We start from the raw sequence: 20121 nt of genomic DNA on the forward strand, positions 1-20121 counted from the left end.
ATCTTTTTTCAGACTCACCGCATAGCGCAGCATGTCTTTCGGGGAATACTGCATATATGCCCATGCCGCCTCTCTGGAACAAAGGCGGTCTCCGGCAAAGCAATTCACACGCGGATGGGAAAGATACTCCAACAACCCTTCGGCATCCTTCTGTTTGAAATTTCGAATGATAATTCGTTCGGTTTCGATATATATTTCCTTGTAATCCTTGAAACGGCAGAGCATACTGTCCATTGCCATACGCCGTGCATGGTAATGCTCGATATCTTTATCGTTCCATTCCAGTATTGTTTCACCCAATAGAGAAAATTTTATCATTTGAATATTGATATTGTTTATTTCTTTTCGGAGCTCGTCTATTTTTTTATTGCCAAGTTCTAATGCTTCTATCTCCTGCCATTCATAGAGGCTATTATATGCCATACATCCGATAAGAATGGAGATAAGTATATATCCCAACTGTATTGCCTTATAGAAATTTCCTGACCGCTCCATTATTTTGATGACATTGATTTTTGGAACATGAATAAAAGTTTATCTTTTTCGTTCATGCGGATATTATCAGAATAATCGCCTTTTGTTATTTGATACCCACATGGCTTAACCATAAAAATGCCTAAGCCCTTAGTGTACGAACTTACTTCTGAGGCATAGTCTTTACTTGTATTTAATGGAACTTTCCCTTTAATATGACACCACTCATTATTACAACTGATGTCTTCAATCTCAGACATCAGTTTTTGCAAATCTGTAATAGCTTTGGAACTCGCTACTTGGGGTATCTGCAACTCAAAACAGAGCATCGGTTCGAGAATGTCCACACCTGACTGTTGCAAAGCCAGCCTGAAGACATAAGGGGTCAGCTGTCTGAAATCAGCAGGTGTACTTACCGGGCTATAATACTCGGCTTGAGTAAAAGTTACTTTCAGATCTGTCACTTCCCATCCATGTAAACCAGATTGGCAAGACATACGAATCCCTTCAAAAACGGCATTTTGAAAAGAATGGTTCAGATAACCATAGGAGATGTCACTTTCGATTTGCAACCCTGCCCCTAACGGTAAGGGTTCAAGAGTCAGCCCTATTGTGGCCCAGTAAGGGTTGGGTGGTACTTCGATCTGAATAATCTTATTGACCTTTTTTATAGGTCGTTCTTTGTAGATAGTCTTGATCTCATCAAAATGGACCTTTACGGAAAATCGTTCTTCCAGCAATGTCTGTATGATTTCCTTTTGGGTCAAACCATATAACGAGATTTCCAATTCATCACTATATGAGTTTATGGAAAAGGACAAAGACGGGTCTTCAATCCACAATGTATTCAGAGCGGATATCACCTTGCTTCTCTCTTCGGGCTTATTTGGCCGGACGGAGGATTTGAGAGCGGGATGCTGATGAGATAATCCTTGAATCAAACAAGGTTTAGCACCTAAATAATCTCCGATTCGAAAATCTTCTATATCTTCTACAATCGCGATATCATTGGCACCCACTTCATCAACATTTATCTCTCTGCCCTGATAAATAGTCTTTAGATTTTTAATCTTGATGAATTTTTCCGAATCGTTGATTCTTACAACGTCTCGATGTCTCAGACTTCCGTCAATTATTTTAAGAAAACTTCTTTTATGCCCTTTGGGGTCATGCTCTATCTTATAGAGATAAGCTGAAAGTCTGTTTGAGACTGATGCCGGAGGAAGTATAAAAGAAGAAATGGCGTCCAACAACTCATTGATACCGATATTGAACATTGCTGATCCATGTAGCACCGGATAGACTTTGGCTTTTGCCACAAGAGCGATTATCGTATTCCAATAATCAGCCGGTGAAATTTCGCTATCCGCCAAATATCGTTCTAATATATCGTCGTCATGGTTGCATACAAATTCTTTGTATTCTTCCTTTATATATGTTTGGGAGCAAACCGGATAAACCGATCCATCGACAACAGTTTGCATAAACAGGACATCTTGCGACAGATTTGTTTTTATATCCATATACAAACGCTCCAAATTCACACCGGCACGGTCAATCTTATTGATAAATATAATTGTCGGGATTTGCAGCTTTTGTAAAGTACTGAACAGCAACTTTGTCTGCGCTTGTATGCCTTCCTTTGCGGATAAGATGAGGACTGCTCCATCAAGCATTTTGAATGTCCGCTCCACTTCCGCAATAAAATCCATGTGTCCCGGAGTGTCAATGATATTGCATTTCACTCCATTCCAGATAATAGATGTCGTAGAAGCCCGGACAGTAATTCCTCTACGTTTCTCTATATCCATAGAGTCCGTTATGGTGTCACCATTATCCACACGGCCGCACTTTTCCGTTGCTCCACTGGCAAACAGCAGATTCTCGGTTACGGAAGTTTTTCCTGCATCAATGTGAGCAAGAATTCCTAAATTTATAATATTCATTTGGATTAAGCAATAATATACTACAGTAGATGCATTGTCGAAACGCACCTTTTAATACCTCCTCGTAGCATATGAGAACTACAGGATTACTAACTCGTATTAATATGTATATTATTACTGCCGCATAACGATTACAAAATTACACAAAAAAAATATATCTAACAAAAGTGGGAGGATTTTTTAACTTTCCTTAATTCCGCAACACTATAATTTAACTTTATTTATAAGTTCCTGAGCAACAAAAAGTTGCCCAGGATTTTGCCATGTCAGATTTTTCACTTATCTTAGTGTTGCAATTCAAAACAAGCGTAAATCGTAACAAGACATGGCAAAGGTACAAATAAAATCTGAAAAACTCACACCTTTTGGAGGAATTTTTTCAATCATGGAGCAATTTGACTCCATGCTTTCACCTATTATCGACCAGACACTTGGTCAGAGATGCCGCAGTATCATCGGATACCAGTACAGCGAAATTATTCGTTCTCTGATGAGCGTATACTTCTGTGGCGGTTCATGCGTGGAGGATGTAACATCGCATCTGATGCGTCATCTCTCGTATCATCCGACCTTGCGCACATGCAGCTCTGATACCATCCTCAGAGCCATCAAGGAACTGACACAGGAAAACATCTCATATACTTCCGATAAGGGCAAGACCTATGATTTCAATACGGCAGACAAGCTCAACGCCTTGCTTATAAAAGCCTTGGTTTCCACTGGTGAACTGAATGAGGTGGAAACCTACGATGTTGATTTCGACCATCAGTTCCTTGAAACAGAGAAGTATGATGCAAAACCGACATACAAGAAGTTCCTCGGCTACAGACCTGGCGTATATGTCATCGGTGACATGATTGTCTATGTCGAGAACAGCGATGGCAACACAAATGTGCGCTTTTATCAGGCTGAGACCCACAAGAGATTCTTTGCCCTACTGGAAGCCAACAGCATCCGTGTGAATCGCTTCAGAGCCGACTGTGGTTCGTGCTCGAAGGAAATTGTCAGTGAGATAGAGAAGCATTGCACGCACTTCTACATCCGCGCCAACAGATGCAGTTCGCTCTACGATGACTTGTTTTCACTGAGGGGATGGAAGACGGAGGAAATCAACGGCATCCAGTTTGAACTCAATTCCATTCTTGTTGAGAAATGGGAAGGCAAGTGCTATCGTCTTGTCATTCAGAGACAAAAGCGCATGGATGGAGAGCTTGACTTGTGGGAAGGTGAATACACCTACAGATGCATTCTTACCAACGATTATGACTCATCAACAAGAGACATCGTCGAATTTTACAACAAGCGTGGGGGCAAAGAGCGTATATTCGATGATATGAACAACGGATTCGGTTGGAGCAGGCTCCCCAAGTCATTCATGGCGGAGAATACTGTCTTTCTTCTGCTTACTGCATTGATACACAATTTCTACAAGACCATCATGAGCAGGCTTGACACCAAGGCTTTTGGGCTCAAGAAAACGAGTCGCATAAAGGCTTTTGTCTTCAGTTTCATCTCCGTACCTGCCAAGTGGATCATGACAGCAAGGCAATACGTGCTGAATATCTATACAGAAAACCAGGCTTATGCAAGACCTTTCAAAACTGGATTCGGATAAAGTCCGTTCCTTATGGTTTTAATCTGCGTATTGCCTCAAGTCGCATTGTGGGGTAAGGGGAAGGTGTTCACAAATCGGACAAAATTCACGCTCATACTATCATGATGCATAGTGTTCAAGCTCTTTACTGCAATTGAGATTGCCATTGAGATTACTTGCGGATTTGAGGTTTAAATCTAAAAATGTCAAATTTGTATTATTTATTAAAGCTAACGTGGAATATGTTATAATTTCACTTATGCATTGAGTTAGATTAAATTCAATATACTGATTGGAAGAAGCCATAACATTTCCACTGCAGACAATAGAATTATCAGAGATGTCAATTTTTTTACCTATTAAGCGCAAAAAATCAATCATATCATAGACATCCGTTTTTAAATATGGATTTTTTATGATAAATTTTTGTTTGTTAACAGATAAAAGTAATGCCGTTTTAGTGGCCCCTCCTACAAGCGGTCCACTCAAATCTTCGCTAGAGTATGAAAAATTTTTTATATCTAACTCGGTTATATCGCTATTGTCACCAAAATTACCTATTATTCTATTAGATTCTATACTTATTTTGTGATTAAAACATTCAATCACTGAAGCAATATGAGAAAATGGTCTATTATGTGAATCTATCGAATCACCAATTTGACAACCTCCAGAACCATAATATTCAAATTTTCCTAATGCAATTAATAGCGCCGGGCACAAATACATAGAACCATGAATACACTTTCCTAAAAAGAAAGGAATGTTGGCATTACATATGGTACTTGCGTCAATAAACAAACGTTTGTTATATATTTTTGCAGTACCACCTAGTTCATTTATTATTGCGATAAAAACATATGTATCACTTACTATAGGTGGATTAACAATAACAGTCTTCATTTTGAGTGCAATAGTTAATGCTATTATTTGAACCATTGAATGTTTGTATCCATCCAAACTTAAGGAGGCATTAACTGGACTATTTTTGCTCACACTTATATTAATATTTTTATTTTCTCCTTTAAACAAAAAATCGGATAAACATTTATATTCCATAATAGATTCCTTGTAACTCTAATTGTTGATAGACAAAAAAACAGATCGCCTATGCATCACAAACAAAATACGGTTAATTTAGTGTTTTGTTTTGTAATTAATTTTGTCTCTGTCCGAGATAAGTGTTGGTATGCATAACTGACCTGTTTATTCATTTTCTATGAATGCCCTGGGTAAACGAAAAGGAACAAGGTATATTTCATCCTTGTTCCTATCGGTCAGTATGTGCTATTCAGTTCAACAAATTGGAATTGGTAATATATAAGCGAGGGTTTAACAGCCTTCGCTTTTCTTATATGATGAAAGGGACCGGTCTGACGGAATTTGGAATTGGGACACCACGCCCGCAGTTAAATGTGTCAGCCACCCTTCATCATTCTGCGTTCGATTTAGCTAGTTGGGACAGAATCCTGCTCCCGTTTTACGCACCAATCTGAATGAATTTTGAAGCGCTGGAACCGATCAATATCATTCAAAAAGGAGGATCACCATGATTGCTGTTGGAATCGATGTTTCTAAATCCAAGAGCACCGTTGCCATTCTGGATTCCTGTGGAACCGTCCTGGCAACTCCATTCAACATGGCACATACTCAACCTGAAATGAATGCCCTCGTTTCCCGGTTAAAGGCATTTGACGAGCCTGTAACCATTTTGTTGGAGTATACCGGACACTACCATTATCCTGTTCTGAAAAAGCTTCAGGAAGAAGGCTTTCCGGTGTGCGTTGTCAATCCGTACCAGATGAAGAAGTACGGCGATGTTGAGATTCGTAAAGCAAAAACAGATAAGAAGGACGCTCTTCGTATAGCCACTTTTGCTCTGGAGAAGTCTTACAAGCTTGTTCCCTACAGTTCTATGGAACAGAAATACGAGGATCTTAAATTCCTGTCCAGGCAGTACCAGCAGCGGATTTCTTTTGTTTCCACTCTCAAGGTGCAGCTTATTAACATGCTGGACCAGACCATGCCCGGTATTACGAAAATTCTGGCACTAAAAAGCCGAGATCCGGAAAAATGTGCCTTACTGCTCTTTATTAAGCGGTATAAGTCTTTTGACGAGATTCAGCGCATTGGCAAAACTCGATTTCTCTCTACTTACGCAACACTTATGAAGAAAACACCGGACAGATACGCCCCAAAGAAGGGATTGGAAATCTACGAGCTGGCCCGGGACAGTATTACTACCCGCGGAGAAGATCCTTACATTTGGTCGGCCCAGGATCAGTGCGTCGGTCTGTTGGCAACCGCTCAGAATGCAGCGGATGAAATCATTACGCAGATGCAGAACATTGCGGAAACCATCCCTGAATACACGGTGCTTCGCGCAATGAACGGTGTCGGCGACCGACTAGGGCCTGTTATCCTGGCTGAGATTGGAGATATACGACGCTTTCATAGTGGCAAGGCTCTGAACTCTTTTGCAGGCAACGATGCACCGCCATACCAGTCTGGACAGTTTGAGAGCAGAAACCGCCATATCTCCAAACGTGGCAGTTCTTCTCTCCGGAAAGCTTGTTTTGAGGTCATGCAGGCCCTTAAACTGACAAAACCTCAGGACGATCCCGTATACCAATTCATTCTCAAAAAAGAACAGGAAGGAAAGCCCTACAACGTCGCCAAGATGGCTGGTGTAAACAAGTTCCTCCGAATCTACTACGCAAGAGCGATGGAACTCTACCGGTAGATCTCTTTCATTATACACGAATTTTTTAAGCCCGCAATCTGGTGGGTTAACTTTCTGCGCCCTTTTTCAGGAACAGTAGCACGAAATTTAGACTTGACAAACATTAGCTAGATTTGTTGCTCCGTCAAACTGAAAGTTTCAAGCGTTATAGACTTCCCACAAATATCTCTGCATCAATCGTCAAAGTTTTTAGCTTTTTGAAATCAATCTCAGTTTTATCTACATGGAAGAGCAGTGGGGTCATGTCTGCAAAAATTTTAATATCCTCTAACGGCATTTCATATGATTCTGAAACTCTTTTTTGGTAAATAACAGAATACTGCTTCTTGAATAAGTTAATCACATTCTCATTGGAATACTCTTGATTTTTCAAATGTTCTTTTGCAATGTTTCTGAACTCCATCAGATGTTTATTCCCAGGAATAACCTTTACAATATAGCCGCTATCCGTCAGAACTCTATTGAACTCCAAATAATTAGCTGGTGTAAATATGTCCAGTATACAGTCTACTGAGTGGTCTCTAATTGGCATATTTTCCAAATCACCCACAAACCACTTTATAGACTTACTACCGTCTCTTTTTGAAGCAAGGGAAATGGCATCTTTTGAAATATCAAAAGCAACTATATCTGCTTGAAATAGTTCTTTGATTTTTCTAGAATAATATCCTTCACCACATCCGACATCAAGAATAGTTGTTATGTTTTCAAGCTTGCTCAATATATGTGTTATCTCCGTAAGAATATGTGAATAGTATCCCTTTTCTAAAATATCCATTCTGCTTTCAAAAGAAGTTCTGCTATAATGCTTAGATTGCTTTTGATTTAATGCAAAATTCACATATCCTAATTTAGAAATATCGAAACAATGCTTATTACTACACAGCAAACTATTGCCTACCATCTTTAACTTTCGTTTACATATTGGACAACGAAAAAGCTTTTCGCTGTCATTAAATCTAATAATTTTATTCATGACATCCTCCATTATTACATTCTTGTCCGAAAGCGAGTTATGTAATACGGATGTACCGCAACACAACTCGCGGTATTATCTTAATCTCATATATGCTGTCATCTTATCACCTCCTCAAATTCAAGTTTGTATAACTATTTTATTGCATTATAGCATACTTTGGTCTGCTTTTCCCACTCCAGAGAAAATTTCTTTGTCGATAATTATCCTACCTATAGGAATATTTTTATTCACCAATACTTATCTCGGACAGAGATTTAATTTTAGAAAATGTATTTTTGTGCTTGCTTTTAGGATTCTCTTTCTTGCTTTTTGAACGATTGTGAAAACCTAAATCCTTCCCCATTGAATTGTGTTGCTTATTCTTCTCGTTTGTGTTACTAACCAACTGACCGCAGGCAGCTTTGATGTTATTACCTCGTGATTCTCTCATTTTTACTTCTAAACCAGCCGCTTCAAGTCGCAATTTAAATGCAACTAATTGTTGTTTGTTTGGCCTGTTAATATTGCAATTTGCGGTATCATTATATTGCAAAAGATTTATCAAAACATTTTTCTCACGAAACCATCTTCCTAATTGACGTACATCAGTTGCTTTATCATTTAGACCAGGAATCAATAAATAAGCAATTGTTACTTTTCTGTTATGTCTTTCCGAATATGATAAAACAGATTCAACAATCTTATTTATGTCATAACCTTTCATGTGAGGTATAATTATATCTCTTGTTCTTTGATTTGTTGCATGAAGAGAGAGGGTGAGTTGTATCTTCAGATGTTCTTCTCTTATTTTTTTTAATTGTTCTAAAGGACCTACTGTCGAAATATTAATTCCATCTGTGGGGAAATTAAGCCCATTTCTATCTCTTAGTATATGAATTGACTTAATTACATTATCATAATTAAAAAATGGTTCACCCATTCCCATATATACAATTCTGTTGACTTTTTCCTTCAGTAATGTTACTTGTTGCACAATTTCGGAAGGAGTTAAATTTCTTATAAATCCATTACTTCCAGATGCACAAAAAATACAACCGACAGGACATCCTACCATTGTACTAACACATACAGTTACACCTGTTTTTCTCTTTATGCAAACAGTTTCAACGCAGTAACCATCCTTTAATTTGAAAGAGTATTTTCTTGTGTCACCGCCATTATAAATATCATTAATGCTCATTGTTTGATATTTCTTTTGGGGCTTTTCCTTATAAAGGGCATGCATAAGCGATCGAGCTTTTTTTCTCCAACGCAATCACAAATTTCTTTATATGTATAACCGTATGGGTCCGAATTTATCATTTCTTCAGTGATAATTATTGTGTTTTTATTTTTCATATCATCAATACCTTTCGAGAAATATAATTACAAAATACGATAAACTACCATTATTATAATAACATTTCTAAAACAAAAAATCAATAATCTACATATCTATTTTACTTAAAATACTAAAAATACTCTAAAAATATATGTATCGAATTTTTATGTAAAATATTTGTCAGATATATCATACGAACACACTCCTTTATTTTATTTTGCATCTAATTTTCTAATCTCAGTTATCATTGGGCAAACTATTGCAATGCAAATAATTAAAATACCTGATAGTAAAAACCAATGATTTACATCGATTCTATCAGCAAAGAATCCAGAAAGAATTAACCCAATTGGCATAGCAAGAGACATGATACTTCCAGTTAAAGAAAATACACGTCCTAAATATTCAGGCTTAATTTTCTCCTGAAAAAGAGCTGTTTGCAAACCGCTGTAAAACGGAACCGAAAGCCCCATTATTGCACAGCAGACTACAAATATGAAAAATCCACTTTGAGGAAGTAATCCTGAAATGGTTAAGCTTATCCCCATCATAAAAATTGATGCCGTTATTAATAAGATTCGCTTTTGGTAATTCCCAAATAACCCTAATAATAGACCCCCTATCAACATACCAGAGGCATAAGCAATCTCCGTAATAGAAATATGCATCGGTGTACCATTAAAATATTCCATAGTGATTAAAGGATATAATGCATTTATGGGCATATAAACAAACATATATAATGTTCCAACGAGTAATAAAGCAAATAATCCTTTATTTTGCCGTAGTACAGCCATTCCTTCTTTCATTTCTCTTATGAAATTTGGTTTCAAACTTTGCACTTGATCACCTAGCTTAGGAATACGTACAATTGCTACCGTAATAGATGCAATCACAGCACCCAATACATCGATGGCAATAATAGCATTTAGTTCCCAAACGGAGTATAAGAGTGCTGCAACCGCCGGACTAACAATATAGCTTATAGACTGCAAAGACTGACTATAGCCTGCACATTTCGTAAGCTGTTCTTCTGGTACTAAAAGTGGAGTAACCGCATTGAGAGCCGGGGTATGAAAAGCTGTTCCAATGCTACGGATGAACAATACTACCATAACCATCCAGATAGGTAACTCCATATACAATGCAACAATAGCTAGCACGGCCCCAGCTGCTGCGATAATTAAATCAGCACCAATCATTATCTTCTTCCTATCATGACGATCCACTAATACACCAATGGCTGGTCCAAAGACCGCATAGGGTAAAAAACCTACAAGTGAAGCCATAGACAAGACCATCGCAGATCCTGTTTTTTCTGTAAGGTAAAAAATAATCGCCATTTGCAGGATGGCACTAGTGATTAATGATACTGCCTGCCCTGCCCATATTGTATAAAACTTAAGTTTCCAATTGTTGTATTTTTCCATTTATATTATCTCCTAAATTCTTATTTGTATCAGCGTATATTTTAACACAACAAGTCGTTTTAAGCAACTTTAAAATTAAAAAAATCCAATATTAACCGCCAAAGGGTGCTAGCCCCTAATTGGCGGAGAATGGCATAAAACACAGGTATCTTCATATTTTGGGGAGCCGTCAGGATTGTTTACGAATGTCACAAACTCTTTGAAACATCCTTCGCGGCGCATACCAAGACGTTCGCATAAGCGTTTGGAGCGGATATTGTCATCTTCCACAAATCCATAGATACGCCGTGCGCCCGCCTCTCGGAAAAGATAATCCAACAATCCGGCTGCCGCTTCACAAGCGAATCCTTTGCCTTCAAAACGTTTGTTGAAATGCCACCCCACATTATAAGTGTCTTCATTCTCACGCAAAGCGAACACGTCACCGATAATAAAGTCATCTTTTTTCAGACTCACCGCATAGCGCAGCATGTCTTTCGGGGAATACTGCATATATGCCCATGCCGCCTCTTCGGAACAAAGGCGGTCTCCGGCAAAGCAATTCACACGAGGATTAGAAAGATACTCCAACAATCCTTCGGCATCCTTCTGCTTGAAATTTCAAATGATAATTCGTTCGGTTTCGATATATATTTCCTTGTAATAATAAAATGGTATGAGTACGCCCAAAGTAGCGAAGGCAAGCATGGCATAGAGATACTGGTGGAACCAGATGAAGGTCATCCCGTAGAACAGGAAGGCAATGCTGCACAGCCCAGAGGCCAGTCCGTCGATGCCGTCGATGAGGTTGATGGCATTGATGATGAAAACCGTAACGAAAACGGTGAGAGGGATGCTAATCCACGACGGCATGGAATGGATGAACAGCATTCCGTGAAGGTCGGACAGTTCCACTCCGCCAGCCACCAGCATGATGCCGCAGACTATCTGGATAAAGAACTTGGCACGGTAGCGCACACCGATAAGGTCATCGGCAATGCCGACAAGGTACAACATGATGATGGCGCAGAAGGCGTATGCCAATGGCAACGCTTCTGCGCCTATTTCCTTAAGCAGCTCATCATGTCCGGTTGAGACATTGACCGCCAAAAGCAGGACAAAGGAGAAGAACACTACGGGCTTGAAGGCCATACCGCCAAGGCGAGGCACTACACACTGATGTATCTTCCGCTCGTCCGGCTCGTCGAACAGTCGCCTGCGGAAGGCGATGAGCAGAATCTGCGGTATCACGATTCCTGCGAAAAACACGCACAGGAAGAATACCGACAGGATGTTGACAATCCAAATTAAACTCATTCTCTATCTAACTTTAATAGGCCGTTTGTGTCGGTCTGTCCTGTACTAATCCCTCTGTATCAATCAATTCGGGGGGGTAATTCGTGTTTCCATAATCTCAGTCTATGATTTGAATATATTCCGGCTTCACCTCAGCTGAAACCGCCAGTAGGTCGGGAATAATGACGACAAGCTGCCGACCTCTCTTTTTTGCCACTTTTATGAAGTAGCCCTCCACCTGGTCGAACGGTCCGCCATGTACCCTTACTCTTTTACCTTTTTCAATGTTGATTTTATCTTTTTCCTTGTTGATTTCGCTGATTTTGTAGAAGTGTACCTCTTCATCTGCCTGCTTGCACACCTTGATGAAGTTGGTCATGTCTTCATCAGGTACAGTCAGATAGACAAGTTCTCCGCCACTTTTCCATGTGACAAACTGTAGGTCGTAATAATAATTGTGTTTGAAATCAACAATCTTCTGATGACTTGCATGCACAAACACCAGACTATGGATGACGGGTACCATGAAAAAGACTTTCTTGCCCTTGACAGTGCGAAGGACTTTCTGCTTGGGTATGAAATACTCTAAGCCATACGTTTCATTAGAGAGCCGATCTTCGGCAGTATTCTCGTTCTTGTAGGCCCGCATGACATACCACAGTATCTTATCCTTGTCCAATACATTCACCATACTGTTTTGACATGTGTTTTTTGAGAAAAGAACGTACTCATGGTTCATCCCGATATGCGTATCGGTCTGTATATCAGCAACTTTCTATGTGTTTCAACTACAATAGTCATCTATTCTCATCTTTCTGAGTCCACCCCCTGCAAAGCCCCTCTTTACGACATAAAAATTCGGTCGGAAAAGGTATGCAAAAGATGTTTCTCTCTTTAAGAGAAACTCTTCGGGATGCAAAAATATGAAAATAACTCCAATTCACCAAATTATATAGCGACTTTTTTACAAAAATGCTAAAATTTGTTGATTTCCGTCAAGCAATTGTTGAGCAAATATGTCTTTTACGATAAAATGATACCTCAATATCAACTGTTTAGCAAAACGATATTTCTCTTAAAGAGAGAAACACCTTTTTGCTCAACAATCCCCGACTTTTTTATTATAGTTGCGGTATCACACCGCAATACAATAGTTATAAATATTGAAATAAAGGTGCAGTGAGACGCTGCACCTCCTAAAGAGAATTGATGATGAGATTGTTGGCGTTGTCAACGACAGAGGTGTCCAATGAGGAGAGGTATATCTGTGTGGTTTTCTCGGAGTCATGCCCCAATGCCTCGCTGATAGTAGATACGGGCACGTTCTTGCTCTTGGCTATGCTTGCCCAGGAGTGGCGGGCTACGTAGGTGGTCAGGGGTACGGACAGGCCTATCATTTCTCCGATTTTCTTCAACTGCTTGGTGATACGGCTATAGGCATTCTTGTACTGTCTCCAGAATATGGCTCCCTCTCCTTTTGCTATAGGGAGCAGGTAGGGAGAATCATCTGTTTTGTACTTCGCCACTATCTCCTGCATGGCAGGTTCCCATTTGATGTGCAACTGTTGTGAGGTCTTCTGACGGCGGTAAATGAGCGTACTGCCATGCAGATTGCTTGGTGTAAGTTGTGCCATATCGATGAACGACATCCCACGGGTATAGAAACTGAACAGGAACATATCCCTTGCAAGCTCCAAACGGGGGTTCAGACTCAAGTCCAGCTCTTTCAGTTGCTTGATGATTTCCAAGGGGAGTGCCCGCTTGACGGTCTTGTCGATGCCGGTATATACATGCTTGAACGGTGAGGAAGAGATGACCAGTCCGTCATCTACGGCATGATTGTAGATGGTGCGCAGGTTGCGGATGTAGAAAGAGGTGGTGTTGCGGCACAGTCCGCTGTCTTTCAGCCACTGTTCATAGCCTTGTATCGTTGTCCCATCGACTTCCTCCAATGGCACATCGCCTCCTTTCAGGTAACGCTGGAGGCTGTTGAGGGTGGTTTTGTACCTTGCTACCATCCGCTTCTTGCCGATGCGTCTCAGTTTTTCGTTCAACTCCAGCGTATAGCCGATAATGCCATGTAATTCTTTTCCCTCATGGAAGTTGTCAACGACGGTGTCTGCTGTATATGACTGCCCTTCCTTGTCCAACCGTGCAATGACCAACAGCAGTTTCTTCCTGTCAGCATCCAATGTATCTTTCAAGGAAAGAAGATAGGCTTGACGTTGTGGAGTGACGGAAGTTGGCAAAATGATGTTTGAATGGTCCGCATCCCACTCTGAGGAATAGATTCTGTACTCTGTATGGATCTGACGTGCCACACGATTGTGTATCACCTGATAATACAGGCGACCCTCTTTCTCTTGAACAGATGATGTTCTGAACTTTAATTTGATGGATGCCATAATGCTCTGACTTTAACATTGAAATTGCAATTATTACCTTTATATATAATATAAGTGACAGACAAACAGGTATAGGAGGGATGGTGCCTCACCGCTCGGCATACAACAGCTGATATTCCACCCACCTCCGTTTCCTAATGGATGCCACTGCTTTTCCCCTCCATTTGCAATAGCTCAGATAGAGTGGCAGGATGTCCCTGTCGCCACGTTCCAATCGGGTGAGCAGGGACGCTTTCGGGTATCGTCCATTGCCTAACAACTTGGCTGGTCCAATCTGGTACGAGAGGGTGGCAAGCAGATAAGCATCCCTGCCATAACGGGCATATAGGCGCAGGTGCCGGAGGAGGTCTGTCCGTAACAGCAAATCTGCACGCTGACGTGTCAGTGTTTTCGGGAAACGCTCTCCCTTCTGTAGCTGGTGACCATAGCCCACATAGCCCGGTGTGGTCTTTGGGTCGTGCCAACCCTCGAAGTGTTTGGTAATGGCTACCATCCGTTCAAACAGTGCCCTGTCAATGGTTTGGCTTTGACAGGGCACGCTACAGATGGCCAACATGCTCAATAGTACGATGATGTATCTTCTCATTACATTATTTTATATAGGAGGTGCGATGTCTCACCGCACTCTAATCAATATCACTACATCATAGTGCGGAACTGCTGAATCTCTTTAATCATGGCTTTCACGTCCTCCCCAACCTGAACGAAGTTCTTGTAGAGGATGCGCTCTCGCTCTTCTTTCGACTTGAACTTATAGAACTTAGGGAGAGGGACATACTCCGATTCCTCCTTCTTTATTTCCGTCATATCGAAGTCGGTCTTGCAGTAGAACTTGGATGTCTTGAACTCCTCGCTCTCCTGGATGTTCATGCTTCCGTTCATCCCGGTCTTGGTGACTACGAAGTCACGGGCGGTCTGTCCACATATCCAACCTGTGGGCATATCGGAGATTTTGCTTGCAGGCACCAGGCTGTCCATATTCTCATTGAGGTTGATGGAGGTCTTGTCACGGTCGATGGTCACGCCCTTTTTGAGTTGCACTACTTTACCGAAGATGTCACTCGACAGCCATTCGAGGGTTTCCTTGGCTCTTGCCGAACCGCTCACCACATTGCCCACGGTGGTGATGATTTTCTGCATACCCACCTTGCCATAATCGGCTTCCAACTGCGGAAGTTCCTGAAAGCCAAGTGCCACGCTCACCTTGTTGCTTCGGGCTGTGCCTATCAGTCGGTCTATCTTGTGGAAATACAAGGTCGGCAACTCATCGACGATGATGCTGACAGGAACGTTCTTGCCCTGTCCTGTATTCACCCTCGTTACAAGGCGGTTGAGAATCAAGGCATTCAGTGCACCGATGATGCTCTCCATCTCGGGGTCGTTGGCAATGAGCAGATAACTTGGATTCTTCGGGTCACTGACCTTCAGGTCGAAGTCATCGCCGTCCTTGTGGAATATCCAGTAAGATTCCTTGGTGGCGAGACGGGAGGTATAGACACGTAGCGTGCCAATCATACCTTCCAACTGCTCCATGGCTTTGTTGGCAAAGGCAGTCTGGAACGGGCCAAGCAAGGGGGCTACCTCGTTGTCGGTCTGAAGTACCTCGAAGATGGTCTGATAACTCTCATTGAGGAACGATAGGATATGTGGCATGTCGCTGTACTTGCCCAACCAATAAGCGGGCTGCACCTCCGCGCCCGAATGGTCGAACACCCGTCCTGTGGGTATCAGCCTTTTCGTCTTTGGGTCTTCACGCCGCTCGGCAATCAGCATCTTTCCGTCCTTGTCGTAGGGCTCCTTGCCGTAGTTGCAGAAGAAATAGATGCAGGCGGCAAGGAAGTTGACGGCAGAGGTCTGGAAGAACTGGTCGCTGCCACCGCCGCCTTCCTTCTTGCCTTTTTGCAGGGATTCAAGCAGGGTCTCGGCGGTCTCGCTCGCTGCGGCAAGGTTGTTGATGTACTTCAACTGGATGGGGTTCACACGGCGCGAATACTCCACATCCACAAAGTTGATGATGTTGAACTTCATGCCATGGGGCATCTTGCTGTCCTTGGCATTCTTGTTCTTCAAGTAATGATAGTAGAGTTTGGTGGCGAGAGTGGGAAACTTATAGTCGTACACCACCATGGCAAAGCCCTTCTCGCTGTGCTGCCTGATAAACGGCTCGATGATGGAGAAGGTCTTACCAGAACCAGGAGTACCCACAACCCATGTGCCACGGAACGGATTGACGATGTTCACCCATCCCTTGCGGAACTTGCCCTTGTAATAATAGCGCATAGGGATGTTCACGCTGTACTTGTTCTCCTGCAACTCCCTGCATTGCTCAAAGCTCTCATTCTCGAAGTTGAAGCGGTCTTTCAGCAGCCCTTCCTTCAGGAACTTAGAGATATTGTCGAGGGCGATATGCACCAATACGACACCGACGATGGAAGTGAGCATATAGAGCCAAGTGTTCAAACGGAGGGTATAGAAACAGGGCATTATCGAATGACCGAACAGCCATACGGACTGCACAATCAGCAGCACTCCCGACAGCAGCGGATAGAGCACCTGCCTGCGAGCGTCAAACTCCAGATGCTTCTTGTTGCGCGTTCCCACACAGGTGATACATATCAGCAGGAACGTAGCCACCTTGCTATACACGAGGTTGCCGTCATGGTAAATCATCCACCGCTTGATGCGAGTGTGGATATCCGTCACTACGCCGCCCAAGAAGTCCAACTGCTCCGGCTCCAGTGCGTAGGCGAAGAACTCCATCAGGATGGAGACATAAATCACCGCCCTGAATATCTTGTAAAAACCCTGTAACTCTTTGCTTTCTTCCATTTACTTTACGATGATGTTGGGTGATAATGAGAAAAGATGAAGGATGCCACGGTGGACACCCTCCAATCCTCTTATGAGTTTTATTCGTAGCCGTTGATGGTCTTCTCAGACTCTACTGTCCACGGAGAAATAGTTGCAGATATGACCTCCAAGGTGTTGCGTACAGGCTTCAATGAATAGCTGTAGGAATGACCCGCTTTCCACGTGTCGTTTGTGAGGAATACGAAGTTCTCCCCATTGCTGAGTTGCAATGTCATGTCTGGCATAACCTGTGCAGGAACATAAAGCGTATATTCCATGTGGTCACTTTGTGGGTCGCCGAAATAATAGGTCGTCACCGACTCGTCACTGCATTCTACCTTTCCGGTCTTGATGTTGAAAGTACCGCTGTCAAAATAACCGACGAACGTGAGTAGGCTTCCTGCAAAATCATTGGTGGTGAAACCGTATTCTGGTGAGGTATAGACCTTGATGATGACACGCACCATCTGATGGGTGAAGTTCAATGTAAGGCTCGGATTGGCGTATGATGCCGCTCCACTGGCAAACAGAAAATCATTGACCTTCTGCTCACTCTGTACAGCTGCCTCCGGCACTTGGAACTCTATGAGGTCGTTGGTAGGATTTGCCGTATAGGGATAGTAGGCATTGAAGGTGTGAGTGTCTGTGTCCGTGAAAAACACCTTGTTGGCTGACACAAACTGATTCGTGCCGCCGCTTCGGGTGAACTTCATATTGTTGATCATCCCTGTGGAAGAGATGCCAATCATATCATTGAGTTCCCACTGGTTGTCAACGGCTCGTGTGGAAACGGCAGGTTGCAGCATCTCCAGATTGGTGAATACCTGAAGCTGCTTGGTTGATGTGCTGTCGGTCACGACCACAGAACCTCCGCCACCGGGCAGGTAAATCTCATTGACGATGTCTTGGTCACAGGACGTGAGGAGCATGGCTCCAAGTCCCAACATTAGAAACAAATTCTTTTTCATGCTTTTTCTTTTTTAATTGTTGTACTTTGATGATGATACGGGTGATACTCGATGTCTGTATATGGGCTAATCCATAATCGTGATGATGGGTCTCGCCTTATGCGGCTGCCACTTGGGAGTCTCCTGTATGGCACCGCTTCCCAGTGAGTAAAGCCATGCCTTGGCGGTCGCTTGTCCTTCTACCTCCGTTGAAGTCCAATACCAACAGTCATCATCCTCATCGGGGATAGGTGTGCCGCCGCATTTCAGGATGTATGGGTTGATGATGTCCTTGGCATGATAGAGCAGACGCATCTGTGCCACACTGGGGATATAGGCACTTTGCCCGTAACGCCACATGTCGAAGACACGCTCAGCCAAAGGCGACTTCACATCGGTCGTGCCATAAAGGGCAAAAGTGTTCTTGTTGCCGTCGTAGGCGGTGAGGTCACAGGATGTGTCCTGTTCCACACCGATACTGTCAGCAAAGGCTTCGGGAGCGATGTCCCACAGATAGACGGCATATCCGTTTCCCTCCATTTCTTCCCTCTGATTGACGTTGAACACCACTGCAATGGCTTGCTTGCACGATTGCTCGTAGGTTTCGTAGGGCATCACCTTGCCGTCAGTGGTCAAGATATGGGTGACCTTCATGGCTGTGTCGGGAAAGTCCTGATGCTCGTCACAGGCAGTCAGCAACACCGTTGCCGCAACTGCCAAGATTGAAAACAGTTTCTTCATACGCATAGTCATTTTACAGGAAGTTTCACACCCAGGACAATACCCGTTCTGAACAGGTCTTCACCCTTGATCATCACATCGGTCTTCACCTGCCAGAAGAGCTTCCAGCCGTGTCTGAGTGTATAGTTTTGCTCATAGCCGAGGTGGATGCCACCCAAGAACCTGTCAGTATCGCTACCTGCCGATGCTCCTATGCGCATGTTGCCATGGTGGTTGCGTCCTCTTGCCACACAGGGCTTATAGGCAAAGCCGAAACCATAACTGCGGTAGTTGTTCCAAAAACTCTCAGGACAGACATGACCGCACGATGCGCACTCGTTCCACTTGATATATCCGTTTGCAAAATACTCCCACGCATTGTGGTACTTCGTCTCATACTCGTAGGACAGCGTCACGTCCAGTCCTCGCTCATACAGGCATCCGAACCCCAAGGATATGCGGTCGCTATTCTGCTGCGCCATTGCCGGAGTCATGCTTGCCATAAAACAGATGACAACGAGTAAGGTATGCACAAGCCAATTCCTCACTCCTAATTCCTCATTCCTAATTCTCATTATTCCTCCTCCAACAGTATATGGTTAAACGAATCGGCAGACAGCACATCCTCATAGTCGATGCTGAGCGAGATGGTGCGTCCACTTATCTGTTTTTCCGACAGCTCGATGGTCAGCACCTTGTCGTTGGGGAAGGTCATCTTCTTCACCACAATCACGTTGCGATAGCCATACTTGAAGGTCTTCGCATCGTCCAACACAAGAGATGGGGTCAGTTCCACTATCTGCGCATTGGTAGCCTTGCTCTGCTTCTTGTCCGATAGTTTGATGCGCATCTCGTCGATGTCGAAGCGGATGTTGGTCTTGTTCTCCACGGAGAAGTCGATGAAGAAATATTCGCCCACGCTGTAGATGTTGTTCAGGCGCATTACCATGCGGTGCATCTTCGTCGCCACGTTGCGGTATTTGGCAGACGATGACCATATCTGACGTGCATACTTGGTCATGTCGGCAGTGGACAGGCTTACAGCGGGATTGTTGTAGGCATTGCGCTCCGAGCATTCTATTTCCTTATCGGTTACTGCCTCCTGCATCCTCGTGGTATAGAGCAGTGCATACTGCGTGCGGTAGCGTTCCGTCACGATTGTCACTATCGCCAACACCTCACCGTCGGCATACACGTTGTCCTTCGGCTTCAGGCGGATGGTGTTGTTGATGGGTTGGTCGCCCACCACCTTGTCTGTGGATATATCGACAAAGCGGATGGGTTCGGAGGCGGTGATGACGGTGGTCACTTGGTCGTTGACCGTCAGCTGCTCCATCTCCATGTAGGTGGTCTGCGCCTTGGCTGAAAGCACGCTCAGCGAAAGCAATGCACAGACATTCATTTTCTGAAAACAATTCATATTAGTTGATTTTTTGA

At 43.0% G+C, this 20121-nt stretch carries 15 protein-coding genes and 3 pseudogenes; 2 read left to right on the forward strand and 16 right to left on the reverse strand.

The annotated features are described in order from the left end of the window. Both I6E49_RS11210 and tet(Q) read right to left on the reverse strand, forming a co-directional pair. Positions 1-495, reverse strand: a pseudogene (locus I6E49_RS11210) (GNAT family N-acetyltransferase); the annotation flags it as partial. Continuing rightward, on the reverse strand, positions 495-2420 hold the full coding sequence (gene tet(Q), locus I6E49_RS11215; protein WP_235402379.1) for a tetracycline resistance ribosomal protection protein Tet(Q): 1926 nt from the start codon (positions 2418-2420) through the stop codon (positions 495-497). The pseudogene I6E49_RS11210 and the gene tet(Q), both read right to left, overlap by 1 nt. Positions 2421-2745: 325 nt before the next feature. Between tet(Q) and I6E49_RS11220 the strand changes: the two genes are divergently transcribed. Continuing rightward, a complete protein-coding gene (locus tag I6E49_RS11220; RefSeq protein WP_235402381.1) occupies positions 2746-4035 on the forward strand; it encodes an IS1380-like element IS614 family transposase in 1290 nt (429 codons plus the stop codon). 99 nt (positions 4036-4134) lie between these two features. On the opposite strand, the gene I6E49_RS11225 is transcribed toward I6E49_RS11220, so the two are convergent. Next, the gene (locus tag I6E49_RS11225) at positions 4135-5073 is read right to left on the reverse strand and encodes a hypothetical protein (RefSeq protein ID WP_235402383.1); all 939 of its coding nucleotides are present in this window, start codon (positions 5071-5073) and stop codon (positions 4135-4137) included. A gap of 490 nt (positions 5074-5563) precedes the next feature. Between I6E49_RS11225 and I6E49_RS11230 the strand changes: the two genes are divergently transcribed. After that, complete coding sequence (locus tag I6E49_RS11230) at positions 5564-6757, forward strand: IS110 family transposase (protein ID WP_235402385.1); 1194 nt, start codon at positions 5564-5566, stop codon at positions 6755-6757. Positions 6758-6902: 145 nt separating this feature from the next. Here the strand turns inward: I6E49_RS11230 and I6E49_RS11235 are convergent, their stop codons facing one another. The 13 genes and pseudogenes from I6E49_RS11235 to traN all read right to left on the reverse strand — a co-directional run bounded on the left by I6E49_RS11235 (position 6903) and on the right by traN (position 20104). After that, the gene (locus tag I6E49_RS11235) at positions 6903-7535 is read right to left on the reverse strand and encodes a methyltransferase domain-containing protein (RefSeq protein WP_218483782.1); all 633 of its coding nucleotides are present in this window, start codon (positions 7533-7535) and stop codon (positions 6903-6905) included. Between the two features lie 42 nt (positions 7536-7577). After that, a pseudogene (locus I6E49_RS14655) lies at positions 7578-7745 on the reverse strand (putative RNA methyltransferase); the annotation flags it as partial. Between the two features lie 214 nt (positions 7746-7959). Continuing rightward, the gene (locus I6E49_RS11240; RefSeq protein ID WP_235402387.1) at positions 7960-8916 is read right to left on the reverse strand and encodes a 23S rRNA (adenine(2503)-C(2))-methyltransferase RlmN; all 957 of its coding nucleotides are present in this window, start codon (positions 8914-8916) and stop codon (positions 7960-7962) included. 353 nt (positions 8917-9269) lie between these two features. Continuing rightward, positions 9270-10487, reverse strand: a complete 1218-nt coding sequence (mef(A), locus tag I6E49_RS11245) for a macrolide efflux MFS transporter Mef(A) (RefSeq protein WP_055167363.1) — start codon at positions 10485-10487, stop codon at positions 9270-9272. A gap of 108 nt (positions 10488-10595) precedes the next feature. Then, positions 10596-11783, reverse strand: a pseudogene (locus I6E49_RS14660) (GNAT family N-acetyltransferase). A 97-nt stretch (positions 11784-11880) separates the two neighbouring features. Continuing rightward, the gene (locus tag I6E49_RS11260; protein WP_008021340.1) at positions 11881-12453 is read right to left on the reverse strand and encodes a UpxY family transcription antiterminator; all 573 of its coding nucleotides are present in this window, start codon (positions 12451-12453) and stop codon (positions 11881-11883) included. Between the two features lie 505 nt (positions 12454-12958). Then, positions 12959-14167 (reverse strand): putative resistance-associated DNA invertase, encoded by a 1209-nt coding sequence (locus tag I6E49_RS11265; RefSeq protein ID WP_005816149.1) that lies wholly within the window; start codon positions 14165-14167, stop codon positions 12959-12961. 88 nt (positions 14168-14255) lie between these two features. Next, a complete protein-coding gene (locus tag I6E49_RS11270) occupies positions 14256-14753 on the reverse strand; it encodes a hypothetical protein (protein ID WP_005816141.1) in 498 nt (165 codons plus the stop codon). A gap of 53 nt (positions 14754-14806) precedes the next feature. Continuing rightward, positions 14807-16996 (reverse strand): type IV secretory system conjugative DNA transfer family protein, encoded by a 2190-nt coding sequence (locus tag I6E49_RS11275; RefSeq protein ID WP_005816140.1) that lies wholly within the window; start codon positions 16994-16996, stop codon positions 14807-14809. Between the two features lie 80 nt (positions 16997-17076). Continuing rightward, positions 17077-17985: a fimbrillin family protein gene (locus I6E49_RS11280; protein ID WP_005816138.1), complete on the reverse strand. Its 909-nt coding sequence runs from the start codon at positions 17983-17985 to the stop codon at positions 17077-17079. Positions 17986-18051: 66 nt separating this feature from the next. Next, complete coding sequence (locus tag I6E49_RS11285; protein WP_005816136.1) at positions 18052-18705, reverse strand: hypothetical protein; 654 nt, start codon at positions 18703-18705, stop codon at positions 18052-18054. Positions 18706-18713: 8 nt separating this feature from the next. Then, positions 18714-19187, reverse strand: a complete 474-nt coding sequence (locus I6E49_RS11290) for a hypothetical protein (RefSeq protein ID WP_425285375.1) — start codon at positions 19185-19187, stop codon at positions 18714-18716. Positions 19188-19258: 71 nt separating this feature from the next. Further along, positions 19259-20104, reverse strand: a complete 846-nt coding sequence (traN, locus tag I6E49_RS11295) for a conjugative transposon protein TraN (RefSeq protein ID WP_005816133.1) — start codon at positions 20102-20104, stop codon at positions 19259-19261. Between the last annotated feature and the right edge of the window lie 17 nt (positions 20105-20121).

It is taken from the genome of Leyella stercorea (genome assembly GCF_021531655.1).

Coding starts and splice junctions, on each gene's coding strand:
- I6E49_RS11220 (WP_235402381.1), top strand. CDS start 2,746: ATGGCAAAGGTACAAATAAAATCTGAAAAACTCACACCTTTTGGAGGA.
- I6E49_RS11225 (WP_235402383.1), bottom strand. CDS start 5,073: ATGGAATATAAATGTTTATCCGATTTTTTGTTTAAAGGAGAAAATAAA.
- I6E49_RS11230 (WP_235402385.1), top strand. CDS start 5,564: ATGATTGCTGTTGGAATCGATGTTTCTAAATCCAAGAGCACCGTTGCC.
- I6E49_RS11235 (WP_218483782.1), bottom strand. CDS start 7,535: ATGGATATTTTAGAAAAGGGATACTATTCACATATTCTTACGGAGATA.
- I6E49_RS11240 (WP_235402387.1), bottom strand. CDS start 8,916: ATGAGCATTAATGATATTTATAATGGCGGTGACACAAGAAAATACTCT.
- I6E49_RS11260 (WP_008021340.1), bottom strand. CDS start 12,453: ATGGTGAATGTATTGGACAAGGATAAGATACTGTGGTATGTCATGCGG.
- I6E49_RS11265 (WP_005816149.1), bottom strand. CDS start 14,167: ATGGCATCCATCAAATTAAAGTTCAGAACATCATCTGTTCAAGAGAAA.
- I6E49_RS11270 (WP_005816141.1), bottom strand. CDS start 14,753: ATGAGAAGATACATCATCGTACTATTGAGCATGTTGGCCATCTGTAGC.
- I6E49_RS11275 (WP_005816140.1), bottom strand. CDS start 16,996: ATGGAAGAAAGCAAAGAGTTACAGGGTTTTTACAAGATATTCAGGGCG.
- I6E49_RS11280 (WP_005816138.1), bottom strand. CDS start 17,985: ATGAAAAAGAATTTGTTTCTAATGTTGGGACTTGGAGCCATGCTCCTC.
- I6E49_RS11285 (WP_005816136.1), bottom strand. CDS start 18,705: ATGAAGAAACTGTTTTCAATCTTGGCAGTTGCGGCAACGGTGTTGCTG.
- I6E49_RS11290 (WP_425285375.1), bottom strand. CDS start 19,187: ATGGCAAGCATGACTCCGGCAATGGCGCAGCAGAATAGCGACCGCATA.
- traN (WP_005816133.1), bottom strand. CDS start 20,104: ATGAATTGTTTTCAGAAAATGAATGTCTGTGCATTGCTTTCGCTGAGC.